The sequence below is a fragment of the Lentzea alba genome, assembly GCF_011067745.1.
GTDB classification, from domain to species: domain Bacteria; phylum Actinomycetota; class Actinomycetes; order Mycobacteriales; family Pseudonocardiaceae; genus Lentzea; species Lentzea alba.
Genome location: NZ_JAAMPJ010000007.1, coordinates 53,372 through 75,633, shown reverse-complemented (window position 1 = coordinate 75,633; position 22,262 = coordinate 53,372). Strand labels below are relative to the sequence as shown.

Here is a 22,262-nt window from a genome sequence, read left to right as displayed (position 1 = left end):
CGTGTCCCATCGTTATCGCATAGCGGTCATCCCGGGCGACGGCATCGGCCGTGAGGTCGTCCCGGAGGGGGTGCGGTGCCTGGCGGCTGCCGCCCAGGCCCATGGGTTCGAGTTCGAGATCGCCGAGTTCGACTTCGCCTGCGCAGACTACTGGCTGCGGCACGGCGAGATGCTGCCGCCGGACTGGCGGGAGGTGCTCGGCGGCTACGACGCGATCTTCTTCGGCGCGGTCGGGTGGCCGGAGGTGGTGCCCGACCACGTGTCGCTGTGGGGCAGCCTCCTGCAGTTCCGCCGCGGCTTCGACCAGTACGTCAACCTGCGGCCGGTCCGGCTGCTGCGTGGCGTGCGCAGCCCGCTGCGCGACCGGCAGCCGGGCGACATCGACTTCCTCGTCGTCCGCGAGAACACCGAGGGGGAGTACTCGAGCATCGGCGGCCGGATCTTCGAGGGCACCGACCGTGAAACGGTGGTGCAGGAGACCGTGATGACCCGGATCGGAGTGGACCGGGTGCTGCGCTACGCGTTCGACCTCGCCGCCGCCCGCCCGCGCAAGCACCTGACGTGGGCGACCAAGAGCAACGGCATCTCCATAACGATGCCGTACTGGGACGAGCGCGCGACCGCGATGGCGCAGCGGTACCCGGACGTGACCGCGGACAAGGACCACATCGACATCCTCACGGCCAAGTTCGTCCTGCGGCCCCAGCAGTACGACGTCGTGGTCGCCAGCAACCTCTTCGGCGACATCCTCTCCGACCTCGGACCGGCGTGCGCCGGCACCATCGGGATCGCCCCGAGCGCCAACATCAACCCGGACCGCACCTGGCCGAGCCTGTTCGAACCGGTCCACGGCTCGGCCCCGGACATCGCCGGACGCGGGATCGCCAACCCGGTCGGGCAAATCTGGAGTGGCGCCATGATGCTCGGCCACCTCGGTGAACTGGCCGCCGCGGCGCAGGTCGTGGCCGCGATCGAGACCGTGCTCGACGAGCGGCCGGAAGTGCTCACTCCCGACCTCGGCGGTTCCGGGACGACCGAGGGCCTGGGCGCGGCGATCGCCGCCGAGATCACTGCCGGGGAGTCCCGGCAGCGCGGCACGCACGCGGAAGCGTCCACCGCGTCATGACCCCGCGAGTCTCCGATCCGATCGGCCTGGAGGTCCGGTGGGATCGGCTCACCGCCGCGACCGACGAGGCCGCGTCGACGGTGCCGCGCACGGCGTTCTCGACGGCGACTGCGTCATCACCAACGACCCCGTGGATCGCGACGGGGCACCTGCCCGACATCGCCATGATCACGCCGATCTTCCGCCGGGGCGCTTGTCGGCTTCGCCGGAACCGCGGCGCATTCCCCGGACATCGGCGGGACGCCGTCGATGGGCGCCACGGACCTGATCTCCGAGGGCATCCTGATCCGCACCTCCGGCTGTACCGGGGCCGGGCGGGTCGCGCGAAGGGTCATGGACCTCCTGCTGGCCAACGTCCGCCTCGCCGAGCAGTTGTGGAGTGACCTGGAGGTGCAGGCCAACGCACACGCGGTGTGCCGGCGGCGTGCACAGGAGTTTCTCGACGACCACGACGGGCCGGACTACAAGGCAATGGACTGTGGGATGTGGCCGAGCCGCTGGGCCTCGACAGGACCGGCCCTGTGCACGCGTACGGCTTGGCGAAGCAGCTGAAGATCGCCCGGATGATCGTCCCGATGTGCGCGGGCGTCATGTCCGCCTACGGGTTCCTCGTCGCCCCGCCCACGGTCGACCAGGCGCACAGCCTGCCGTCGGCCCTCGTCGACGTCGATGGGGCCGCGTCGCCGCCGTCTACGACGAGATAGCCACGCACATCACCGCGGGCTCCGATCTGACGCTCGTCGTCGACGTCGAGCGGTGACCGCGGTCAGGACCCGGCTACGGGAGCCGAGGCCGCCGCCGACGGCGCGGAACCGGCGAGCAGATCCCCGAGTCCGCCGCGGGCGTCCTCGATCACGAGCGCCTCGGCCGTCGCCGAGTCACCCACCCGCAGCGCCCGGACGAGCGCCCGGTGGCTCGCGTAGCGATCGAGGCCGAACCGGTCGTCCTCGCTGATCCGTTCGATGAGCCGGGACCGCCGCTCCGGCCACGAGAACACCCGCGTCTGGTCGAGCAGGCGCACGAGCACGGGATTGCCGGCGCAGGACTCGACGACGGCGTTGAAGCGCTGCATGGCGTCGAGCAGCCGGCCCAGGTGTCTCGCTATCTCCTGCCCGGCCTTGTGCCGTTGCTGGATGAGGATGAGCAGGTCGTCGGCCTCGTCGAGGATGGCGTCGAGATGGTCCAGTTGCGCTGGGGTCGCGTGCCGTGCGGCGAAGCGGGCCACCATCCCGCGCAGGGCCACTTCGACCTCGGCGAGGTCCTGTATCGCGACGTCCCCGACCGTCGTCACCTGGACCGACCGCGGTCCGGTCCGTTCTAGCAGGCCGTCCTGCTCGAGCCGCCGGATGGCCTCGCGCACCGGCGTCGGGCTGACCGACAACCGCTCGGCGAGCCCGCGTTCGGTGACTTTCTGCCCTGGGCGCAGTTCGCCGGTCGTGATCGCGGCGCGGAGGGCGCGGTATGCGCGGTCGGCCAGTGTGTCGGTCGTCAGTCCTGTCAGGTTGTCCCCCGCCATGCGGTCAGTCTATCTGCCATGGCAAGGCCCCTATGACACTATTGACCATCTTGCTATAGCAAAAGTAGTGTGACCGCTGCCGCCAACGCGGGTGGTGAAGAGAATGAGGTGCCCCATGGCGGCGACGCTGCCCATACAGCGCCCACGAACGGGGCGGATCACGTTCTTCGTGGCCCTGGCGGTTTTCGCGCAGGAGTCCACGTGGAACCTCTACGATTCACAGGTTCCACCGCTGCTTCGCGAGCACATCGGCAGTGCCGCGCTCGTCGGCCTGCTCATGGGCATGGACAACCTGCTCGGCATCTTCGTCCAGCCGTGGATGGGCAACCGGTCGGACAACACCCGTACGTCGTGGGGCAGGCGCGTCCCCTATCTCGTCGTGGGGATGCCGCTGGCGGCACTGTTGTTCGTCGCCATCCCGCACACCGCGGCCTCACTGCTCCTGCTGATCCTGGTGATGTTCAGTTACGCGCTGGTGGCGAACTCGTTCAAGCCGATCGCCGAAGCCCTGCTCCCGGACTTCATCGGACCCGAGCGGCGGAGCCGGGCCAACGCGGCGGTCAAGATCGCCGCGAGTCTCACGGTGATCGTCGCTGCCTTGATCAGCATCTTCCTGGTCGACGACCATCCGAAGCTGTCGTTCGCGATTCCCGCGGTCCTGATGGTGGCCTCCGTGTCCCTGCTGGGCGCGAAGGTGCGGGACAGCCGGTCTCCGGCCTACCAGGCGGCACTGGCGGAGGATCGCGAGCGGGACGGTGAGGAGGCATCCAAGGTCCGCGTGCGGAGCATCGTGCTCGACATCGTGCGGGACCCGAACCACAGCAGGCTGGTGCTCATCTTGTCGATCGTGCTCTTCGGGGGTGCGTGGGCCGCTTCGCGTTCGCTCGTCACGCCGTACGGCATGGAGGCGTTGCACATGTCGCGCGGTGACGCGGGCGGGCTGACTCTTCCCAGCGGGGTGGCCTTCATCGTGGCCGCTTATCCGGTGGCGATGCTCGCCGAACGCTTCGGCCGCCTGCGGGTGATGATGGCCGGGATGGCGGTGTTCGCGGCCGCCATGGTCTTCGGCACCGCGGTGCAGACGGCCACCGGCACCGTCATCGCCCTGTGCCTGGCGGCCGCCGGCGCGTCCTCGTTCCTGGTCAACGCAGTTGTCGTGCTGTGGAACCTCGCCCCGTCCGACCGCGTGGTCGGGACCTACACCGGCCTCTACACCGTCGGGTGGGCGAGCGGCGGTTTCCTCGGGCCGGCGCTGGTCGGCGGCATGGTCGACCTGACCGGCTGGCCGCTGATGCTGCTCGACGTGGCGATCGTCGCGCTCCTCGCCGTGCTGGCGGTCGCCCGCGTCAGTGCGTTGCAGCGCCGGTCCTCCGTCAGCCGCGCGCTGTGACGACTCCCTATTTGAGAGAGGAACACGTGACTCGCCGCGTGCTGATCACCACGGACTACCTCCGCCCCGGCGACGAGGTCGACCAGTACCTGAGACGCTCCGGGCTGGAAACCGTGCACCTGCCCATGACCGGCCGGCGCGATCCCGAACAGCTCGTGGCGGCGCTCGCCGGGATCGACGCCGCGTTGGTGGGCCACGAAGCCCTGACCGCCGACGTCCTCGCCAGGGCACCCCGGCTGCGGGTCGTCGTGCGGACCGGCGTGGGCTACGACTCGATCGACGTCGCCGCCGCGGCGCGGCTGGGGATCAGCGTGAGCAACCTGCCTGGCGTCAACGCCAACGCGGTAGCCGAGTACACGATCGGTCTGTTGCTCGCGGGAGCCCGTCGTCTGATGCAGTCTGCTGAGGGTGTGGCGCGCGGGGACTGGCCGCGCGAGGACGGACACGAACTGCGGGGATCGATCCTCGGCCTCATCGGTTACGGGGCTTCGGCGCGGGCGGTGGTGCCGCTGGCCCGTGCCTTCGGCATGACGGTCGTCTGCACCACCAACGTGCCAACGCCGCTCCGGAGCGACCCCGCGGTCCGGTTCGTGGACCTGCCCGAACTGCTGGCCACCGCCGACTACGTCTCGGTGCACACGTCGCTCACCGAACGGACCCGCGGCCTGCTGGGCGAATCGGCGTTCAAACAGATGAAGCCGACCGCGCTGCTGGTCAACACCGCCAGAGGAGCCATCGTCGACGAGGAAGCTCTCGCCGCGGCCGTGCGGGCGGGAGAAATCGCGGGTGCCGCGCTCGACGTCGCGAGTGAGGAGCCGCTTCCGCCCGGCAGCCCGCTGCGCGGCGTGGACGGCATCGTCGTCTACTCCCACCTGGCCGGACAGACCGCCGAGGCACGCGCCGCCGCGGGCCGCCGAGGAGCCGAGGAACTGGTGGCGGCCCTCGCCGGCCGGGCCCGGTTCGTCGTGAACTCCCACGATCATCAGGAGACAAAGGGCAACATGGACAACGAACCGGTGAAGTCCGTCCGGGTCCTGTCACCGAGCGGCATGCTCGGCGCCGGCTGGGACCATGCGACGATCGAACGCGGCATCGCACTGGGTGCGGACGTGATCAGCATCGACGGCGGGTCCACCGACTCCGGTCCCTACTACCTCGGGTCGGCAACCCCCAAGACGACGGCCAAAGCGGTGGCTCGTGACCTGCGCAGCCTGCTGACGGCCGCCGCCGGCGCGGGCATCCCCGTGATCGTGGGCTCCTGCGGCACGAGCGGGACCGACAGCGGTGTCGACTGGGTCGCCGGGATCGCTGCCGAGGTGATGGCGTCGGAAGGCCTGGACCTGAAGGTCGCGAAGATCTACAGCGAGCAGGACGCGTCGGGCCTGAAGGAACACCTCGACGCGGGCCGGGTGCACCCGCTGCCACCCCTGGGACCGCTGCGGGCCGAGACGCTCGAAAGCTGCACCCACATCGTCGGCGTGATGGGGCACGAGCCGATCGTCGCGGCGCTCCGCGCGGGCGCCCAGCTCGTGCTCGCCGGCCGTGCCACCGACACGGCGCTGGCAGCCGCCTATCCGCTCATGAAGGGGATGCCGGCCGGGCCCACGTGGCACGCCGCCAAGATCGTCGAGTGCGGCGGCCAGTGCACCAGCAACCCGCGTGCGGGCGGTGTCCTCGCCACCATCGACGCGGGCGGCTTCACCATCGAGCCGCTCGACCCCGCGGCGGCGTGCACGCCGATCCTGGTGGCCGCCCACATGCTCTACGAGACCGTGAACCCGTTCGAGATGCGGGAGCCCGACGGCGTCCTCGACGTCCGTGACGCGCGGTACATCGCGGTCGACGACCGGATCGTCCGGGTCGAGGGGTCGAATTTCCACGTCGCCGACCAGTACACGATCAAGCTGGAGGGCACCCGGATCACCGGCTACGAGACCATGTCGTTCTCGGCGATCCGCGACCCGCTCGTCCTCGGCGACATCGACGCCTGGGCGGACCTGATGCGCGCGATGATCAGCCAGCGGGTGCGCCACACGCTGGGCCTGGCGGACGACGAGTACGCCTTCGACCTGCGCCTCTACGGTCACAACGCGGTGCTGGGCGACCTCGAGCCGGAGAGCGGGCCGCCGCGCGAGGTGGGCGTGATGCTGCTCGTCAACGCGCCCGACCAGGCGACGGCCACGGCGGTCGCCAAGGTCGCCAACCCGCTGATGCTGCACCTGCCGACGCCGGGGATGGACTACCTGCCGAGCTTCGCGTTCGCGTCCTCGCCGGCTGAGGTCGAGCGCGGCGCGGCGTACGAGTTCGTGCTGAACCACGTCGTCGACTGCGACAGCCCGATGAGCCTGTTCCGGATGCAGATCGGGGAGAAGTCCGATGCCTGAGACCACCCTGGCCGACCTCGCCCACGAGGTCCGGTCCAAGAACGCCGGCCCGTTCTGGGTCACCATGGAGCTGTTCCTGCGCGACGCCGACGGCTACCGGATCGCCGCGGACGAGTCCTTCCTGAACGAACGCGTGATCGCGGAGCTCTACCGGGTCGAGGAAGGCACGATCCAGATCTTCCGCATCCCGTCGCTCAACGTCGTCAAGATCTCCTTCCCGCGCCCGGTCAGCCAGGGATCACTGCGCGACCGCGACATGCACGCCGGCCAGCACCACGTCCCGCTCGCGCGGATGCCGGTCCGGCAGCCGGCCGATCATGATCGCTGACGACCTGGGGTCCTGGGCGGCCGCACTGTGTTTCGACGATCTCAGTGAGCACGCGGTCCACACGGTCCGCCAACGTCTCGTCGACACCCTCGGCTGCGGGCTCGGTGCGTTCCACGCCGAGCCGAGCCAGGCGGCACGACGTCTCGCCCGTGCCCTTCCCCTGGGACCGTCCACAGTGCTGGGCACGAGTGACCGCACCACCGCGGACGTCGCCGCGTTCGTCAACGGGACCATGGTGCGGTACCTGGACTTCAACGACGGCTACATCGGCCTGGAGCCGGGGCACCCCAGTGACAACATCCCGGCGTGCCTGGCGGTCGCCGAGGCCGAAGGGCGCTCCGGCCGTGACCTGGTCACCGCCGTCGCGCTCGGCTACGAGGTCCAGGTCCAGCTGCAGGACGCCGCAAACCTCTACCGCCGCGGATGGGACCACGTGAACTACGTGCTCGTGTCCGCCACCCTCGCCGCGGGCAAGCTCATGGGACTCGACGCCGGGCAGCTCACCCAGGCGGTGAACATCGCACTGAACGGGCACATCGCGATGCGTCAGGTCCGGGCCGGGGAGCTGACGTCGTGGAAGGGTTCCTCCGCGCCGAACGCCGCCCGCAACGGCGTGTTCGCGGCGTGGCTGGCTCGTGAAGGGTTCACCGGACCCGCGCCGATCTTCGAGGGCGAGATGGGGTTCATGCGGCAGGTGAGTGGCTCGTTCGTGCTGGAGCCGCTCATGTTCCCACGGGCCTCCAGCAGCGCTTACGCCGTGTCCCGGACGCTCACCAAGCTGCTGCCGACCAACGGTGAGATGCAGACAGCGGTGTGGGCGACGCTCGCCTTGCGCGAGCAGATCCCCGACCTCCACGAGATAGACCGGATCGTCGTGGACACCACGCACATCGGCTGGACGATCCTGGGCAAGGACCAGGAGAAATGGCGCCCCACCACTCGCGAGACCGCCGACCGCAGCCTTCCGTACACAGTGGCCCGCGTGCTCGTCGACGGGGAGCTGACGGTGTCCTCATACGATCCGGACGCGCTCGCCGACCCCGCGGTCGCGGCATTGATGGCACGCGTAGAAGTTCGCGAGGCCCCCGTCCTCACGGCGATGCTGCCGGCTCGTATCCCCAACCGGGTCACCATCCGTCTCACCTCCGGCGACGAACTCGTCCGCGAGGTCCTCGACGCGCCCGGTGGGCACGAGACGCCGATGACCGACGAGCAGTTCGAAGAGAAGTTCACCGCCCTGGTGGCTCCGCTGACGTCAGCGGAGCGATGCGGCCGGATGCTCGACGAGATCTGGAACATCGACCGCGCCCCAACCGTCACCGCCCTCACCGGCGCCCTGGTCGTTGTCGACGATCACCCGATACTGGACCGACCTTCAAGGGAGACCTCGTGATCCGTGTCGCGGACCTGCCGGATGCGCACCCAGGCCGTCGGCTGCTGACCGGCCGCACACCCTTCTTCGTCGCACCGACCGAGCCGCGCTGCAGTTACTGCGTCTACGTCCCCAGGGGCCGGGCCCCGGAGACCGAAATGTCAGTAGTGGTGGGCGTGCACGGCACTGGGCGCAACGTGGGAGCGCTGCGCGAGGGGCTCATTCCCTTTGCTGAACGCCACAACCTCATCGTCGTGACACCACTCTTCCCGGCCGGCATCGACGATCCGGACGACGTGCACAACTACAAGGCCATCGACGCCCATGGCATCCGGTTCGACCTCGTGCTGCTCGAAATCCTGGAGCAGGTCCGGGTCCGGTGGAACGCCCAGGTCGACAAGGTGATGCTGTGCGGGCACTCCGGTGGCGGCCAGTTCGCCCATCGATTCCTCTACCTGCACCCGGACCGGCTCGCCGCCGTCGCGGTCAGCGCACCGGGCTGCGTGACTCTCCTCGACAACTCGCTCACCTGGCCGGAAGGCACCGGCGACAGCCAGCAGCGGTTCGGAATCACGGTGGAGCCTGAGGCGGTCGCCCGTGTGCCGGTGCTACTCGTCATCGGCAGCGAGGACGACGGGCGGGCTGACCTGGCCGCCACGGGCTACCCAGGCCGCAGCCGGCCGGAGCAGCTCGACCGCCTGGCCGAAAGCCTGACAGGGCACGGAACCGTGACCCTGAAGGTCGAGGTCCCCGGCGTGGGCCACAGTGCCGCGGGAACGCAGCCGCCGATCGTCGACTTCTTCGCCGGCTTGCTGGCCGACGCCTGACCCGCGGCCGTCACCTTCCGGAATCTGCCACTGCCACACCAAAAACCTGAGGGAGCAAGTTCCTTTGACCACACCTGTTGTGCCCCCGCATGGCTCCTGGCGACTTTCAGCTCGTCGGCGACTGGCAGTAGTAACAGCAGTGCTCGCCGCCGCGCTCCTGGGAACGCTCGGCAACCCGCTCGCCACGAATGCCCGTAGCGCGCAGCCCACGGCTGCCGCCTGCCCGTCCAGCCTGGCAGGCAAGGCCAGGTGTTACACCGGCCAGGACACCAACGGCGCCTACTACACGATGGCCGTCCCGAAGCGTTGGAACGGCTCCCTTGTTGTGCATGCCCACGGCGGGCCCGACTTCTCCTACGACCCGTCCAGCACCACCGAGGACCTGGCGCGCTGGACGGTGATGGTCGACGAGGGATACGCCTGGGTCGGCTCGTCGTACCGGCGCGGCGGCTATGGGGTCAGGATGGCCGCCGCCGACACAGAAGCCGTACGCCGCCTTTTCGTCGACCGTTTCGGCCGACCCGGCCGTACCTATCTCCACGGCCAGTCCTGGGGTGGCAATGTCGCAGCCAGGGTCGCTGAGACCTACGGCGGGCAGCGCGGCGCCTACGACGGAGTGCTGCTGACCAACGGTTTCATGGGCGGCGGCTCGCGCGGCTACGACCACCGCGTGGACCTGCGAGTGGTCTACCAGTACTACTGCCGCAACCTGCCTCGTCCGACGGAACCGCAGTACCTGCTGTGGCAGGGGCTTCCCGCCGACTCGACCATGACACCCGCCGACGTCCATGATCGCTTGCAGGAGTGCACGGGCATCGACGCCGCCGAGCGGACAGCGCTGCAGCAGCGCAACCTCGACGACATCCTCGCCGTCACCCGCATTCCGGAGCGCTCGCTGGAAACGAGTCTGCTCTATGCGACCTTCCTGTTCCAGGACATTGTGTTCAAGCGGCTCGACGGCCGTAACCCGTTCAGCAACGTAGGTGTGTCGTACGACGGTTCACACGACGACAGGGCACTCAACGCAGGTGTGGCCCGATTCTCCGCTGACCCCACCGCGCACCGTGACCTCTCCTACGACAGCGACCTCACCGGTCAGGTATCCCTCCCGGTCCTCACTCTGCACGCGATCGACGACCCGCAGGTCTTCGTGGAACACGAGGCGGCCTACCGCGCCACGCTCCAGAGCGCCGGCCAGGACAGGCATCTCGTCCAGACGTTCACGAAGGAGTCCGAGCACAGTGAACTGAGCAACTCGGAGTACGCCAACTCCATCTCCGCGCTCGACAAGTGGGTGCGTACAGGCCAGAAGCCCACTCCGCGGTCGATCGCGCGTTCCTGCGACACGTTCGACAGCGCCTACGGCAGCGGGTGCTTCTACGACCCGGAGTTCCGTCCCGCGCCGTACGGCACAAAGATGCGGCCACGGCCCGGCGGCCTGCGCTGGCCGGCGATGACCGCCGAACAAGAGCGTGTCTGGAGCCGGATCGAAGGTGTGGGGATCGCTCCCTGAGCACGCACAGCGACACCACTGGCGGCGGCTGGCGCTGTGCGTGCCGAGAAGTACGTCAGTGCAGGTCAGTAGGCATCGCGTGGTACCGGTCATCCGGCATGATCGCGGCTCGATGAGGCAGGCGTGAGAGCGCTCGTACAACTCGCCGTGCCATGTCCGTACGCCAGTCTGAAAGTCCGAAATGGACGGTCGGCGTTCGGGTCGATGACCGCGATCGTCGCGATGTCCGGGTCGAGCGGCAGGAGGGGAGCGCCGTCGACCGGCTCGTTGCGGAGCAGGACGATCGACTGTTCGGCGATCCTGCGGGCGAGGGCGCGGGTGTCCTCCGAGTCGAGGGTGTCCGGTACCGCGTCCAGGTCGACGTAGGGCCGTTCGAACAGCCCCAGTTCGAACTTCGTCCGCAGGACCGTGCTCACCGCGAGGTCGAGGTCGGCCGGCGTGAGGAGACCGGACTCGACCGCCTCGATCAGCTGGCTGGTCGTCAGCCGGGGCACGAGGTCCAGGTGCACCACGGCGCGCACGGCTTGGTCGGACCCTCGTCACGCGCGCTGTAGGTCCGTACGTTGTCGGCGAGTTCTCGGCGGCTTGATCAACGCGCACGAACCTGCGGCAGCTTGATGCGCAGGTCAGACCCATTGGACCACGTTTTGGCACCCCACACGGTCACGCTGACCGGTCAGCGTCAGTACATTCCCGCCGCCATTCGTCACACCGGTGGGCGTGTACGCACCCTCGGCACCACCGCGCACCCCACCTCTGCCTGGGGCACTCAGGCCGTCCAGCGAGACAGCAACTCCGTCAGGAGAAGTCGCTCACCCGGTGACAGGGCGAGATCGCGCTGACCGGCCAGCGTCGCGAGCAAAGTGCTTGCCTGCGTTGACAGGTTCGTGGCCGGGTCCTCGTCAGAGGACGGGTGCGTGATGACCGCGGCGAAGATGGCGTCACGGACTCGTTCCGACAGTCCTCGGTGTGCGGGGTTGTCGGGGTTGGACAGCATCGTCAACGTCGTTCCCACGCACGCGGCGTGAATGACCGGAACCGCTTCGTCGGGTGTCATGGACAGGCGGCCCTGCTCCGCGAGGCGAACCAGCATGGCGTGCAGGATCTGCAGTCCCTGCTGCTCCGCAGCATGGCTGCGCCTGCCGGTGGGGCCGTACATGAGCTGGTAGAACGCCGGGTGCGTCACGCCGAACTCGACGTGCCGATCCCATCCCGCCCGCAGGTCGGACACCGGATCGGCCGACGGCCCGTGGGTCTGCTTGGTGGCGAGGTAGCGCTCGAAGCCTTGTGCGGCAACCGCTTCCAGCAAGCCCTGCTTGTCTCCGAAGTGGTGGTACAGCGTGGGTGCCGTGACGCCGGCGGCCTGGCACACGTCGCGAACCGACACTGCTGCAGCGCCGACGTCGCTCAGCAGCGCTGTCGTCACCTCGAGGATCTGCTCCCGAGTCGAACTCGCCATATAGCGATGTTACATCACGGGCTTGTCGGCGTTAGGGCGACGGGCTACGCTAGCGCTGTTACCCAATTTCTTATACCGCTGCTACATTCATCCAGCTGAGGAGGAGCGGTGCGCAAGTCACCTCACCCCGCGACGAGCCCCACGCGCCGGACCGTGTTGAAGTCCACGGCTGCGGCGGCTGCCGGTGCCACCCTCGTGCCTAACCCCGTGTCCGCGGCCTCGTCCGTCTCTGCAGCCGCGCCCACGACGGCCGGGGACGCATCGGAGGCCGTGGAGATCACGCTGTCGGTCAACGGGCACAAGCACGCCCTCACGGTCGAGCCGAGGGTCACGCTGCTGGACGCGCTCCGTGAGCGTCTGGCGCTGACCGGCACGAAGAAGGGTTGCGATCGCGGGGAGTGTGGCGCGTGCACTGTTCTTGTTGACGGCGAGCGCATCAAGTCGTGTCTGACGCTGGCGGTGATGCGTGAAGGCAGCGCCATCACGACTGTCGAGGGACTCGCTGACGGCGACCGCCTTCACCCCGTGCAAGAGGCGTTCATCCGTCGCGACGCGTTCCAGTGCGGTGGTTGCACGCCTGGACAGATCATGTCCGCGGTCGCCTGCATCCGGGAAGGCCACACCGGGTCGGAGGAAGAGATCCGGCAGTGGATGAGCGGCAACATCTGCCGTTGCGCCTGCTACCAGAACATCGTCGCGGCGGTGGCCGACGCGGCACGGGAGGGGCGCGGATGAGGTCCTTCAGCTACGCCTCCGCACGAGACTCCGCCGACGCTGCTCGCATGGCCGGCCGGACGCCGGGTGCGGCGTTCATCGCGGGTGGCACCGATCTGCTGAACCTTATGAAAGACGGAGTGCAGCACCACCCGCATCTGATCGACGTCAACAAGCTCGACCTGTCGCGCGTCACCGAATCCGCGAGCGGCCTGCACATCGGCGGGCTTGCCAGGATGCGACAGGTGGCCGAACACCACGCGGTGCGCGCTCGCTTCCCCGTGCTCGCGGAGGCACTGCTGGCATCCGCGTCGCCGCAAGTGCGCAACATGGCCACGATCGGGGGAAACCTCTTGCAGCGCACGAGATGCGGCTACTTCCGCGACACCGGGTCGGCCTGCAACAAGCGCGTCCCCGGCAGCGGATGCCCCGCCCTGCAGGGCTGGAACCGAGGGCATGCCGTGCTGGGCACCAGCGATAGTTGCATCGCGACTCACCCGTCGGATCTCGCGGTGGCTCTGACGGCGCTCGACGCGACGGTCCACGTGCTCGGACCAGCCGGCGCGCGCCGGATTCCGGTCGGTGAGTTCTACCGCCTTCCCGGCGACACGCCGCAGATCGAAACATCCCTGCGGCCCGCGGAGCTCATCACCGCCGTCGAGGTGCCTCGGTACCCGGCCGCGTCGAGGTCGCGGTACCTCAAGGTGCGCGACCGCGCCACGTTCGAGTTCGCCGTGGTCTCGGTCGCGGCCGCGCTGCACCTGCGCGGGCACTTCGTGCGCGACATCAGGCTGGCGTTCGGCGGGATCGCGACCAAACCCTGGCGTTCCGCCGAGGCGGAAGCGGAACTGCGGGGGAAGAACCTGACGGTGCAGAGGGTCGAACAGGCGGGCCGCGTGCTCGTGCGTGCGGCTGTGCCGAGACAGGACAACGCGTTCAAGGTCGAGCTGGTGCAACGTGCGCTGGTCGAGCTGGTGCTCGATCTGGGAGGTCTGCGATGACGAGTCTGGTGGGACGTCCGGTCGCGCGGGTCGACGGCCGGGCCAAGGTGACCGGTGCCGCCCGGTATCCGGCGGACAACCCGGTTCCCGGTGCCCTGCACGGGTTCCTGGTGACGAGCGAGGTGACGAAGGGCGAGGTGACGGACATCGACACGTCGGCCGCGCTGGCTCATCCGGGCGTGGTCGCCGTGCTGACCCATCGCGACATGCCGCGGCTGACCGTGCCGCCGTTCCCCTACCTCAAGGGGTTCATCCCGATGCAGGACACGGTGATTCATCACGCCGGTCAGCCCGTGGCGATCGTGGTCGCGCACACGGTCGAACAGGCGCACGGGGCCGCCACCCTGGTGGCCGTCCGCTACCGCGCCGAGCGGCCGCGAGCGGTGATCGACGATGCGGCTGAGTCACCGTACCTGCCGCCACCGTTTCGCGACCGGCGCAACGAGTTCCAGCGCGGTGACGCCGCAGCGGCTTGGGCGCAGGCGGAGATCTGTGTGGAAGCGCGCTGTTCGAGTGCCACCCGGCATCACAACCCGATCGAGCCGCACGCCACGACGGCGCAGTGGGACGGCGACCGGTTGACGCTGCACGAGACGGCGCAAGGGGTGAACCTCACCAAGGGGGTGATCGCCGCCGTCTTCGCGCTGCAGACCGAGAACGTCAGGGTGGTGGCACCGTATCTGGGCGGCGGTTTCGGTGCGAAGGGGCCGGTCTGGTCACACACCATCATCAACGCCGCGGCGGCGCGGATTCTGCGCCGCCCGGTCCGGCTGGTCCTCAGCCGCGCCCAGATGTACACGATGGCTGGTCATCGATCGGAGTTCCGTCAGCACATCCGGCTCGGCGCCACCCGCGCGGGGAAGCTGACCGCCCTCCTCACCACGACAACCGCTCAGTTGAGCAACACCGACGAGTCGATCTTCAACACCTGCGAGTCGGCCCGTTTTCTCTACGACTGCCCGAACCTGCACATCAGGCAGGAGGGCGTGCGGCTCGACGTCGCCACGTCCAGCTACATGCGTTCGCCGGAGACGACCGCCCACTTCGGACTGGAAACCGCCCTCGACGAACTCAGCTGGGCACTGGACATGGACCCGCTGGAACTGCGCAGGCGCAACCACACCGAGTTCAACCAGGAGACCGGCCAGCGGTTCGGCAGCAAGCACCTGCTCCAGTGCTACGACCTGGCCTCCCGGGCGTTCGGCTGGTCGCAGCGCAAACGCAGGCCGGGCGCGACGAAGGACGGCGACGAGTACGTCGGGTGGGGGATGGCCACAGAGATGCACACCTTCGCCGCCATGCCGTCCACTGCCTCAGTCACAGTCGGTCTCGACGGCAAAGCCGTGCTCCGCGTGGCCACCCAGGACATCGGCACCGGCACGTACACGATCGTCAGCCAGATCGTCGCCGACGCGATGGGCGTTCCGCTCGACGCTGTCCAGGCGCACATCGGCGACACAGCCCTGCCTGTCGCCGGTGTGTCGGCAGCGTCGGCCACCATCGCCAGCGTCTGCGGCTCGGTGGACCGAGCGGCCAGAGCCGCACGGGACGCGGTGGTGAGACTCGCTGTGGCCGACGACCGGTCCCCGCTGTTCGGCGTCCCGTCCGACGAAGTGGAAACCAGGCACGGTCACCTGATCCACACCAGGAACCACGAGCGCCGGGACAGCTACCGCGCCGTGGTGAGCAGGTCCGGTAAACCGGTCGAGGCGACGGGCAGCGTGCCGAACCTTCCCGGACTCTCCTACGGCGTCGTGTTCGCGGAAGTCCGTGTCCACGCGCGACTGGGTTCGGTGCGGGTGACACGGGTGGTCACAGCCCACGACATCGGCAGGGTGATGAACCGCCGCACCGCGCGCGGGCAGGTGATCGGCGGCGTCACGTGGGGAATCGGCCACGCGTTGATGGAGCACACCGTCTACGACCGGAACACCGGCAGGGTGGTCAACCCCAACCTGTCGACCTACCTGGTGCCGGTGTGCGCGGACGCGCCTCCCGCACTGGAGGCGCTGTTCGTCGACGAACCCGATCCCGGCAGCACCGCGTTGGGCGCACGTGGCTTCGGCGAGACACCGATCACGGGCGTACCCGCCGCGATCGGCAACGCGATCTACCACGCCACCGGCCGGCGCGTCCGAGACCTGCCCATCACGCAGGACAAGCTGCTGTAGGGCAGTGGCGCAGGTCGTCGGCGCTCGCCGCCACCGGTTGATCACGCCGGAACCGGACGCCGGCTCAGCGTGCGGAATCGCGATGCGAACGCCCGGACGCTCCCGACCGGCCCTCGGCGATCAGGCGTGCTTCCTCGATCAGCGTCGCACGGACGGCGGCGGCCGGACCGGTGAGGCTTCCGATCCACGCGAGCCCCATCGAGCGGCCTGCCCAGCCCGGGTCGTCGACCTCGACGCAGACGATTCCGTCCGGCAAGGTGGTGGCGGCAAGGCGCGGGATCGTCGTGATCCCGAGCCCGGCGGCGACGAACCCGAACCGCGCGGACCAATCACCGAGCTCAGCCACCACACGGGGCTCCGACACCGTCGGCCAGGCGCCGAACTGCGGTTCCCCGCGTGCTCCTCTGCCGACGATCCACTCCTCTTGCGCAAGCTCGGTGACCGGTACTCGCCGCACACCGGCCAGCCGGTGCCGACGACCTACCGCGAGCATGAGCGTGCCGGAGGGCAGCGGGTCGACCTCGATGCCGGTGAGGTCCCACCCTGGCAGGTCCTCCCCGGATGCCAGGATCGCGAGATCCAGGCGGCCGGCCCGCAATCTCCGGATCTGCACCGGCGTCGACGACTCCAGGAACTCGATCTCGATCGACGGGTGGTCGGTGCGGACCCTGGCGATCGTGCGGGGCACCAGCCGCAGGGCCGTGGTCGGGAAGCCGCCGAGTGCGATCCGGCCACCGAGCGGCACCGGTAGGTCTTCGAGTTCGCGCTGCGCGACTTCGTACTGGTCCAGAATCGCCGCCGCCCGCCTGGCCAGCCGAGCGCCCGCCGCGGTCGGCGCGACACCGCGGGGGCCCCGGTCGAACAGCCGGGTGCCGGCGGCCGCCTCGAGCGCGGCGATCTGCTTGGACAACGCCGACTGCGTGAACCCCAGGCGTTCCGAGGCCGCGGTGAGCGATCCGGTCTCGAACACCGCCCGCAGTGCCCGCAGCAGTTGGGGATGAACGTCGAGGAGCACGTCCTCCAGTATGCCAGCCTGGAATATCTGCATTGATCGACTTTCTCTGGTGGCATGTCGATGCCGGGGTCAGACTCGGTTCATGAGCAAAGTTTGGTTTGTCACCGGCACGTCGACCGGCTTCGGTCGCCTCTGGGCGGAGGCTGCCCTGGAGCGTGGTGACCGCGTGGTCGCCACCGCCCGCAACCTCGAGGCGCTCAAGGACCTCGAGGAACGCTTCTCCGGGTCCGTGTTGACGCTGGAACTCGATGTCACCGACCGCGAGGGTGCTTTCGCCGCGGTCGACAGTGCGGTCGAGCGCTTCGGACGCATCGACGTCGTCGTCAACAACGCCGGCTACGGTCACTTCGGCATGGTCGAGGAAGTCTCGGAACGTGAACTGCGTCAGCAGATGGAGACCAACTTCTTCGGCGCGGTCTGGGTCACCCAGGCGGTCCTGCCCGTCCTGCGGCGCCAGAGCAGCGGACATCTGCTCCAGGTGACCAGCGAGGGCGGCCTCCGCTCCTACCCCGGCATCGGTGCCTACCACGCTTCCAAGTGGGCGCTCGAAGGCCTCTCCGAGTCGCTGTGGCAGGAGGTCGAAGGCTTCGGAATCCATGTCACCTGCGTCGAACCTGGCCCCTACGCGACCGATTGGCTTGACCGCGGATCACGCTACAGCGCCGAATTGCCGGACTACGCACAGGCTCGCATCGAGAACGCTGTGGTGTTCGAGATCGGCGAGGCCACCGCCACAAAACCGGCCATCCTCGCCCTCGTCGATGCGGAGCACCCGCCGCGCCGGCTCCTCCTGGGGCGCCTCTTCCCCAAGATCGAAGAGCTGTACCAGGAACGACTGCAGACCTGGCGCGACTGGCAACCTGTTTCGCTCGCGGCGTTCGGCACACCGGGCGAATGACTCGAGTACTCGGGATCACCGAAATGGACTCCCGGTCGGCGTCATGGTCGAGAGAACCGGTTAGGCAAAGTGGGGTTCTGCTCGGCCGGTCTTCGGTGGCCAAGGACGTGGAGTTGTCGGTGTTGCGGCACGAGGTCTCGGTGTTGCGTCGAGGTCATCGTCGTCCTCGGTTGGATTGGGCCGATCGTGCGGTGCTGGCCGCGTTGGTACGGCGACTGCCTGTCTGGTTGCGGGATCACCGGCTGGTGTCTCCGGGACCGTGTTGAGTTGGCATCGGCGTTTGGTCGCGAAGAAGTGGACCTACCCGAACCGGACTGGGCGCCCGCGGGTTGATGACACCGTCGTGGCGTTGATCGAGCGGATGGCGCGGGAGAACGCTCCGAGACGCGCTCGCGCTCGTCGCCGCGACGCTGACGGACGCCAACGGGCGCAGTGCCGGCATGTGGTCGGCCTTCGTGGAAGGCGCGAACACCGACCCGGTGCTCGCGCCGGCCTACCGCAAGAGGATCGAGGACATGCGGGAGGAGGGACGCCGCCTGATCCACCGGTTGGTGGAGTGGGGGTTCTGCCGGCTTCCCGACGACGTCGACCGCACCGTCGATCTGCGCTGGGTCACCGCGCAGGACAGCGCCTACACGTTGCTGGTGCGGGACTGCGGATGGACGCAGGAGGAGTACCGGGACATGTTGCTCGAGCGGTTCCTGGAACTGCTCGACCGCTGACAGCACGGTTCGGGGCTTTGGTTCATTTTCGTTGTGAGCGGCGAGAATCCCGGTTGTGAAGAGGTCATGAAGATCGCAGACACGGCGCAGCGAGCACCCTACGTTCGGGGACTCGGCAGTTCCCCGCTCGAAGGATGCGCATGTACAGAAAACGAAGCGCGGCGTTGGTGGCCGTGCTCCTGCTCTCCGTCGTGGTCGCGACGTCTGCGACGGCGAGCGCGGGTGTGCCGCAAGCCGCGGCCACGCCCGGAGTCGTCACGCTGATCACGGGCGACCAGGTGGTCGTCGAGGGCGACCGGGTCGCGTCCGTGCGGATGGCGAAAGGCCGGGAGCGACTGCGCGCCTGGCGCTACCGGCTCGACGGCCACGACCACGTGGTGCCCGAGGACGCCGTCGCGGACCTCGAGGCGGACAAGCTGGACCGGCGGTTGTTCGACGTGACAGGGCTCGTCCAGCAGGGTTACGACGACCGGCACGAGCCCACGGTGCCGACGATCGTGACCAGCTCCGCCGCGCGCGCCCTGAGCACGGGCGTCACGGCGGTCTACACCCCGAAGACCGAGGCGGCGCAACGGTGGCGTGAGCGCGGCTCGGCCAGTGTCGCGGCTGCTCAGGAGAAGATCTGGCTCAACGGCCGCGTTCGGCCCGCTCTCGACGAGAGTGTGAAGCAGATCGGCGCACCGAAGGCGTGGCAGGCAGGATTTCGCGGCGACGGGGTGAAGGTCGCCGTGCTGGACAGCGGGTACGACCGGGAACACCCGGACCTGAAGTCCGTTGTGGACTCGTCGGCCGACTTCACCGGCGAGGGCGTGCAGGACACGGACGGGCACGGCACCCACGTGGCGAGCACGATCGCGGGCAGCGGCGCGGCGTCGCAGGGGCGCTACCAGGGCGTCGCACCCGGCGCACGGCTGCTGGTCGGCAAGGTGCTCGGCCAGGACGGCGGCCGGGAGGACTGGATCCTCAACGGCATGCGGTGGGCCGTCGAACAGGGCGCCGACGTGGTCAACATGAGCATCGGCGGCAGCGTCACCGACGGCACGGATCTGATGTCCCAGGCGGTGAACCAGCTCTCCGAGTCCAGTGGCGCGCTGTTCGTCGTCGCGGCGGGCAACAACGGGGCGCGCGAGTCCGTGAGCTCGCCCGCCGCCGCGGACCGGGCGCTCACGGTGGCCAACGTGACCAAGCGGGACGAGCTGAGCACCAGCTCCAGCCGGGGACCGAGGCGGGGTGACTTCGGGCTGAAGCCGGAGATCGCCGGGCCGGGCACGGACATCGTCGCCGCGCGGGCGGCCGGGACGTTCCCCGAGTACGCCATGGGCGACAGGTATGCGCGGATCTCCGGCACGTCGATGGCGTCCCCGCACGTCGCCGGTGCCGCCGCGATCCTCGCGCAGCAACACCCCGACTGGACCGGCGAGCAGATCAAGAGCGTCCTGATCGGGTCGTCCCGGCGCCTGCCGGGCATCTCCACGCTGGCCCAGGGCGCGGGCAGGCTCGACATCGCCCGCGGTGTCGCGCAACAGGTGCGGGCCGAGGGCGTGGCCGGGTTCGGTGCGGTGTGGGGTACGGCCGAGTCGACCCGCAAGATCACCTACGTCAACTCCGGGAGCACTCCGGTCACGCTCGCGCTGGACCTGGACGTCGACCGCCAGGACGTCCTTTCGGTGGCGAAGTCGGTGACCGTTCCGGCGGGCGGTTCGGCGGCGGTCACCGTGACCGCGCGTCCGTCCGCGCAACCGGCGGGCGATGTCACCGGAGTGCTGCGGGCGCGTGGCGGGGACGTGGTGCTGAACACTCCGGTGACAGGCCAGTTCAACGGCGAGCGGCGGACGTTGACCGTGAAGGTCCCGCCGAGGTCCGGCGAGACGTTCCAGTCACTGGTCATCGCGCAGAACGAACGCACCGGCCAGGCGTACGCGGACTTCACCTCCACCTCCACCGACTCGGTGACCCTCACCGTGGCGAACGGCCCGTACCGGGTGTTCGGGCTCATCGTGGACACGGCCGGCAACGACACGATGTTCGCCCAGCGGGTGGAGATCTCCAAGGACACCGACGTCGACGCGAACACCGCAGCGGGAAAGCCGATCACGGTCCGCCTGGACGACCCGGACGCGCGGCCGCAGCCGGGTGGCGGGATCGGACTCATGTCCGACCCCGACGAGTCCGGGCCGATGGAGTTCGCGGGCATTCTGCGCGGTGGTGTGCCCAGGGAAGGCGCGCGGCTGTACAGCGTCGCCGGCCCTCAGATGCGCGGCCTGACGGTGACGAGCCTCAGCTACTGGAACCACCCGTGGGCGCTGGCGACGGTGAACGGGGCCGGAGGCTTCGAGTTGGGGGACACGTACTTCCCGTGGACCAACGACTTCACGGGCACGCACACCGGCCGGCTGGTCGGCGTCGGTGAGGCGGACCGGGCGTCGATCGAGGCCGCCGGTGACGTTTCCGGCGCGATCGCGGTGATCACACCGAAGAGCTGGGACGACCCGGTGTACCCGCCGGGTGAGCAGCTGATGGACGGGGTGAAGCTGCTGAAGCAGAAGGGCGCGCGTGCGGTGCTCTCCTTCTTCATGCCCACCGTTGACTCGGACCCGGACGCCGAACCCGAGTTGCCGACCGGCCTCGTCTACAACGCGGCGGATCTGCGCCGCGTGCAGGACCTGATGGCGCAACGGACCGTGCAGGCCACGTTGTCCGTGCGGGCGAACAGCCCGGTGTCGTACTTCCTCGGGCGGGAGGTCAAGGGTGGTCTGCCCGGCGGGTACGACTTCACGTTCGCCAGGGCGGGCCTCGGCCGGATCGAACGCAGGCTGATCGACACCATGCCGCCGGGGACGTACCGATTCGGTGTCGCGTCATGGGGTCTCGGGCTGATGCGTGCAGGGGCGGAGGTGGAGTCGAAGTGGCCGCAGCGCCGCACGGACCACGTCACGCCCGGCGTCGGGGTGCAGCTGGCCGACACCGGCGGATATCTGGACAACGAGGACCAGTTGCACGCGGAGATCACGTTGCCTGTGCAGCTCGAGGCGGGGGAGAAGCGGACCTCCCGCGTCTTCGCCGCGCCGTTCGGGCCGGAGCTGACCACGCCGCCGATCTCGCGGCAGGACGGCAAACCGCTGCCGTGGGCGTACCGCTCACGCGACCGGATCAGTCTGACGATCCCGATGTTCTCCGACAGCGATCCCGCCACGGCCAGCTTCTTCACCCCGTTGCACACCGGGACGACCGTGTTGTCACGGGACGGCAAGGAGATCGCCCGCGGTGACCGGCCCGCGCTCGGAACGTTCGAGGTGCCTTCCGGGCCGGGGTGGTTCACCCTCACCGCCCAGGCCGTGCGGCCGTCCGGAAACCTCGACCCGGCACTGTCTCCCGCGGTGCGCTCGGAGTGGAGGTTCCACTCGCGGTCCGGCACCGATGAGCGGACGGCGTTGCCGTTGCTCGACATCAGGTACGCGCTGAACCTCGACGATCGCAACACCGCGCACGGTGCGGTGAGTGGCACGGTGTCCGTCGCGCATCAGCCCGGTGCACGGGCCGCGCGTGTGCGGTCGATCGGCGTGGAGGTGTCCTACGACTACGGCGCCACGTGGCGCAGTGTCAAGGTCGCCGGCGGGAAGCTGGAGATTCCCGCGGGACCGGCGGGCTTCGCGTCGTTGCGCGCGACGGCCACCGACGTCCTGGGCAACTCGGTGACGGAGACGATCACCAGGGCCTACGCGGTCAGCTGATGCGTCCGAATCGCTCGTGGCCCGGCGCGTCCGGGCCACGAGCGATGTCCGGTGAATGTCCGGGTGACGCCCTCGATGTCCGTGTCGTCCCGACC

General features: G+C 69.1%; 19 protein-coding genes. 15 read left to right on the top strand and 4 right to left on the bottom strand.

Features of this window, described 5'->3' with window-relative positions; genetic code table 11:
- The first annotated feature begins 1 nt into the window (after position 1).
- From G7043_RS25295 to G7043_RS47700, 3 genes are all read left to right on the top strand, one after another.
- Positions 2–1,126 (top strand): tartrate dehydrogenase, encoded by a 1,125-nt coding sequence (locus tag G7043_RS25295; protein WP_166049549.1) that lies wholly within the window; start codon positions 2–4, stop codon positions 1,124–1,126.
- 231 nt (positions 1,127–1,357) lie between these two features.
- Entirely contained in the window at positions 1,358–1,678 is a 321-nt protein-coding gene (locus G7043_RS47705; RefSeq protein WP_313888088.1) for a hydantoinase B/oxoprolinase family protein, read from the top strand.
- Positions 1,663–1,830 carry a hypothetical protein gene (locus G7043_RS47700; protein ID WP_207311715.1) on the top strand — a complete coding sequence of 56 codons (168 nt, stop codon included), beginning with the start codon at positions 1,663–1,665 and terminating at the stop codon, positions 1,828–1,830. The genes G7043_RS47705 and G7043_RS47700 overlap by 16 nt, the downstream gene beginning before the upstream one ends.
- Positions 1,831–1,892: 62 nt before the next feature.
- On the opposite strand, the gene G7043_RS25280 is transcribed toward G7043_RS47700, so the two are convergent.
- Positions 1,893–2,642: a GntR family transcriptional regulator gene (locus G7043_RS25280; RefSeq protein WP_166049545.1), complete on the bottom strand. Its 750-nt coding sequence runs from the start codon at positions 2,640–2,642 to the stop codon at positions 1,893–1,895.
- A 115-nt stretch (positions 2,643–2,757) separates the two neighbouring features.
- Between G7043_RS25280 and G7043_RS25275 the strand changes: the two genes are divergently transcribed.
- From G7043_RS25275 to G7043_RS25245, 6 genes are all read left to right on the top strand, one after another.
- Positions 2,758–4,032, top strand: coding sequence for an MFS transporter (locus tag G7043_RS25275; RefSeq protein ID WP_166049543.1), 1,275 nt, complete (start codon positions 2,758–2,760; stop codon positions 4,030–4,032).
- 26 nt (positions 4,033–4,058) lie between these two features.
- Positions 4,059–6,416 (top strand): NAD(P)-dependent oxidoreductase, encoded by a 2,358-nt coding sequence (locus tag G7043_RS48530; RefSeq protein ID WP_313888062.1) that lies wholly within the window; start codon positions 4,059–4,061, stop codon positions 6,414–6,416.
- Entirely contained in the window at positions 6,409–6,744 is a 336-nt protein-coding gene (locus G7043_RS25260) for a DUF4387 domain-containing protein (protein ID WP_166049541.1), read from the top strand. The genes G7043_RS48530 and G7043_RS25260 overlap by 8 nt, the downstream gene beginning before the upstream one ends.
- Entirely contained in the window at positions 6,734–8,137 is a 1,404-nt protein-coding gene (locus tag G7043_RS48525; RefSeq protein WP_166049540.1) for an MmgE/PrpD family protein, read from the top strand. Before G7043_RS25260 ends, G7043_RS48525 begins: the two co-directional genes overlap by 11 nt.
- A complete protein-coding gene (locus G7043_RS25250) occupies positions 8,134–8,943 on the top strand; it encodes an alpha/beta hydrolase (RefSeq protein WP_166049538.1) in 810 nt (269 codons plus the stop codon). Before G7043_RS48525 ends, G7043_RS25250 begins: the two co-directional genes overlap by 4 nt.
- A gap of 139 nt (positions 8,944–9,082) precedes the next feature.
- Positions 9,083–10,456 (top strand): alpha/beta hydrolase family protein, encoded by a 1,374-nt coding sequence (locus tag G7043_RS25245; RefSeq protein ID WP_207311713.1) that lies wholly within the window; start codon positions 9,083–9,085, stop codon positions 10,454–10,456.
- Between the two features lie 89 nt (positions 10,457–10,545).
- Here G7043_RS25245 and G7043_RS25240 read toward each other — a convergent pair whose 3' ends face one another.
- The gene (locus tag G7043_RS25240) at positions 10,546–10,977 is read right to left on the bottom strand and encodes a hypothetical protein (RefSeq protein ID WP_207311712.1); all 432 of its coding nucleotides are present in this window, start codon (positions 10,975–10,977) and stop codon (positions 10,546–10,548) included.
- A gap of 248 nt (positions 10,978–11,225) precedes the next feature.
- Positions 11,226–11,915 (bottom strand): TetR/AcrR family transcriptional regulator, encoded by a 690-nt coding sequence (locus G7043_RS25235; RefSeq protein WP_166049534.1) that lies wholly within the window; start codon positions 11,913–11,915, stop codon positions 11,226–11,228.
- Positions 11,916–12,023: 108 nt separating this feature from the next.
- On the opposite strand from G7043_RS25235, the gene G7043_RS25230 reads away from it, so the two are divergent.
- The 3 genes from G7043_RS25230 to G7043_RS25220 are packed head-to-tail and all read left to right on the top strand — an operon-like array spanning position 12,024 to position 15,801.
- On the top strand, positions 12,024–12,650 hold the full coding sequence (locus G7043_RS25230) for a (2Fe-2S)-binding protein (RefSeq protein WP_166049532.1): 627 nt from the start codon (positions 12,024–12,026) through the stop codon (positions 12,648–12,650).
- Complete coding sequence (locus tag G7043_RS25225) at positions 12,647–13,630, top strand: FAD binding domain-containing protein (RefSeq protein WP_166049530.1); 984 nt, start codon at positions 12,647–12,649, stop codon at positions 13,628–13,630. The genes G7043_RS25230 and G7043_RS25225 overlap by 4 nt, the downstream gene beginning before the upstream one ends.
- The gene (locus tag G7043_RS25220) at positions 13,627–15,801 is read left to right on the top strand and encodes a xanthine dehydrogenase family protein molybdopterin-binding subunit (protein ID WP_166049528.1); all 2,175 of its coding nucleotides are present in this window, start codon (positions 13,627–13,629) and stop codon (positions 15,799–15,801) included. The genes G7043_RS25225 and G7043_RS25220 overlap by 4 nt, the downstream gene beginning before the upstream one ends.
- A 64-nt stretch (positions 15,802–15,865) precedes the next feature.
- Here G7043_RS25220 and G7043_RS25215 read toward each other — a convergent pair whose 3' ends face one another.
- Entirely contained in the window at positions 15,866–16,816 is a 951-nt protein-coding gene (locus G7043_RS25215) for a LysR family transcriptional regulator (RefSeq protein WP_166049526.1), read from the bottom strand.
- 82 nt (positions 16,817–16,898) lie between these two features.
- On the opposite strand from G7043_RS25215, the gene G7043_RS25210 reads away from it, so the two are divergent.
- The 3 genes from G7043_RS25210 (at position 16,899) to G7043_RS25200 (ending at position 22,167) form a co-directional block, all read left to right on the top strand.
- Positions 16,899–17,714 (top strand): SDR family NAD(P)-dependent oxidoreductase, encoded by an 816-nt coding sequence (locus G7043_RS25210; protein ID WP_166049524.1) that lies wholly within the window; start codon positions 16,899–16,901, stop codon positions 17,712–17,714.
- A 440-nt stretch (positions 17,715–18,154) separates the two neighbouring features.
- Positions 18,155–18,436: a hypothetical protein gene (locus G7043_RS25205; protein WP_166049522.1), complete on the top strand. Its 282-nt coding sequence runs from the start codon at positions 18,155–18,157 to the stop codon at positions 18,434–18,436.
- 140 nt (positions 18,437–18,576) lie between these two features.
- Positions 18,577–22,167: a S8 family peptidase gene (locus G7043_RS25200; protein ID WP_166049520.1), complete on the top strand. Its 3,591-nt coding sequence runs from the start codon at positions 18,577–18,579 to the stop codon at positions 22,165–22,167.
- Positions 22,168–22,262 lie beyond the last annotated feature (95 nt).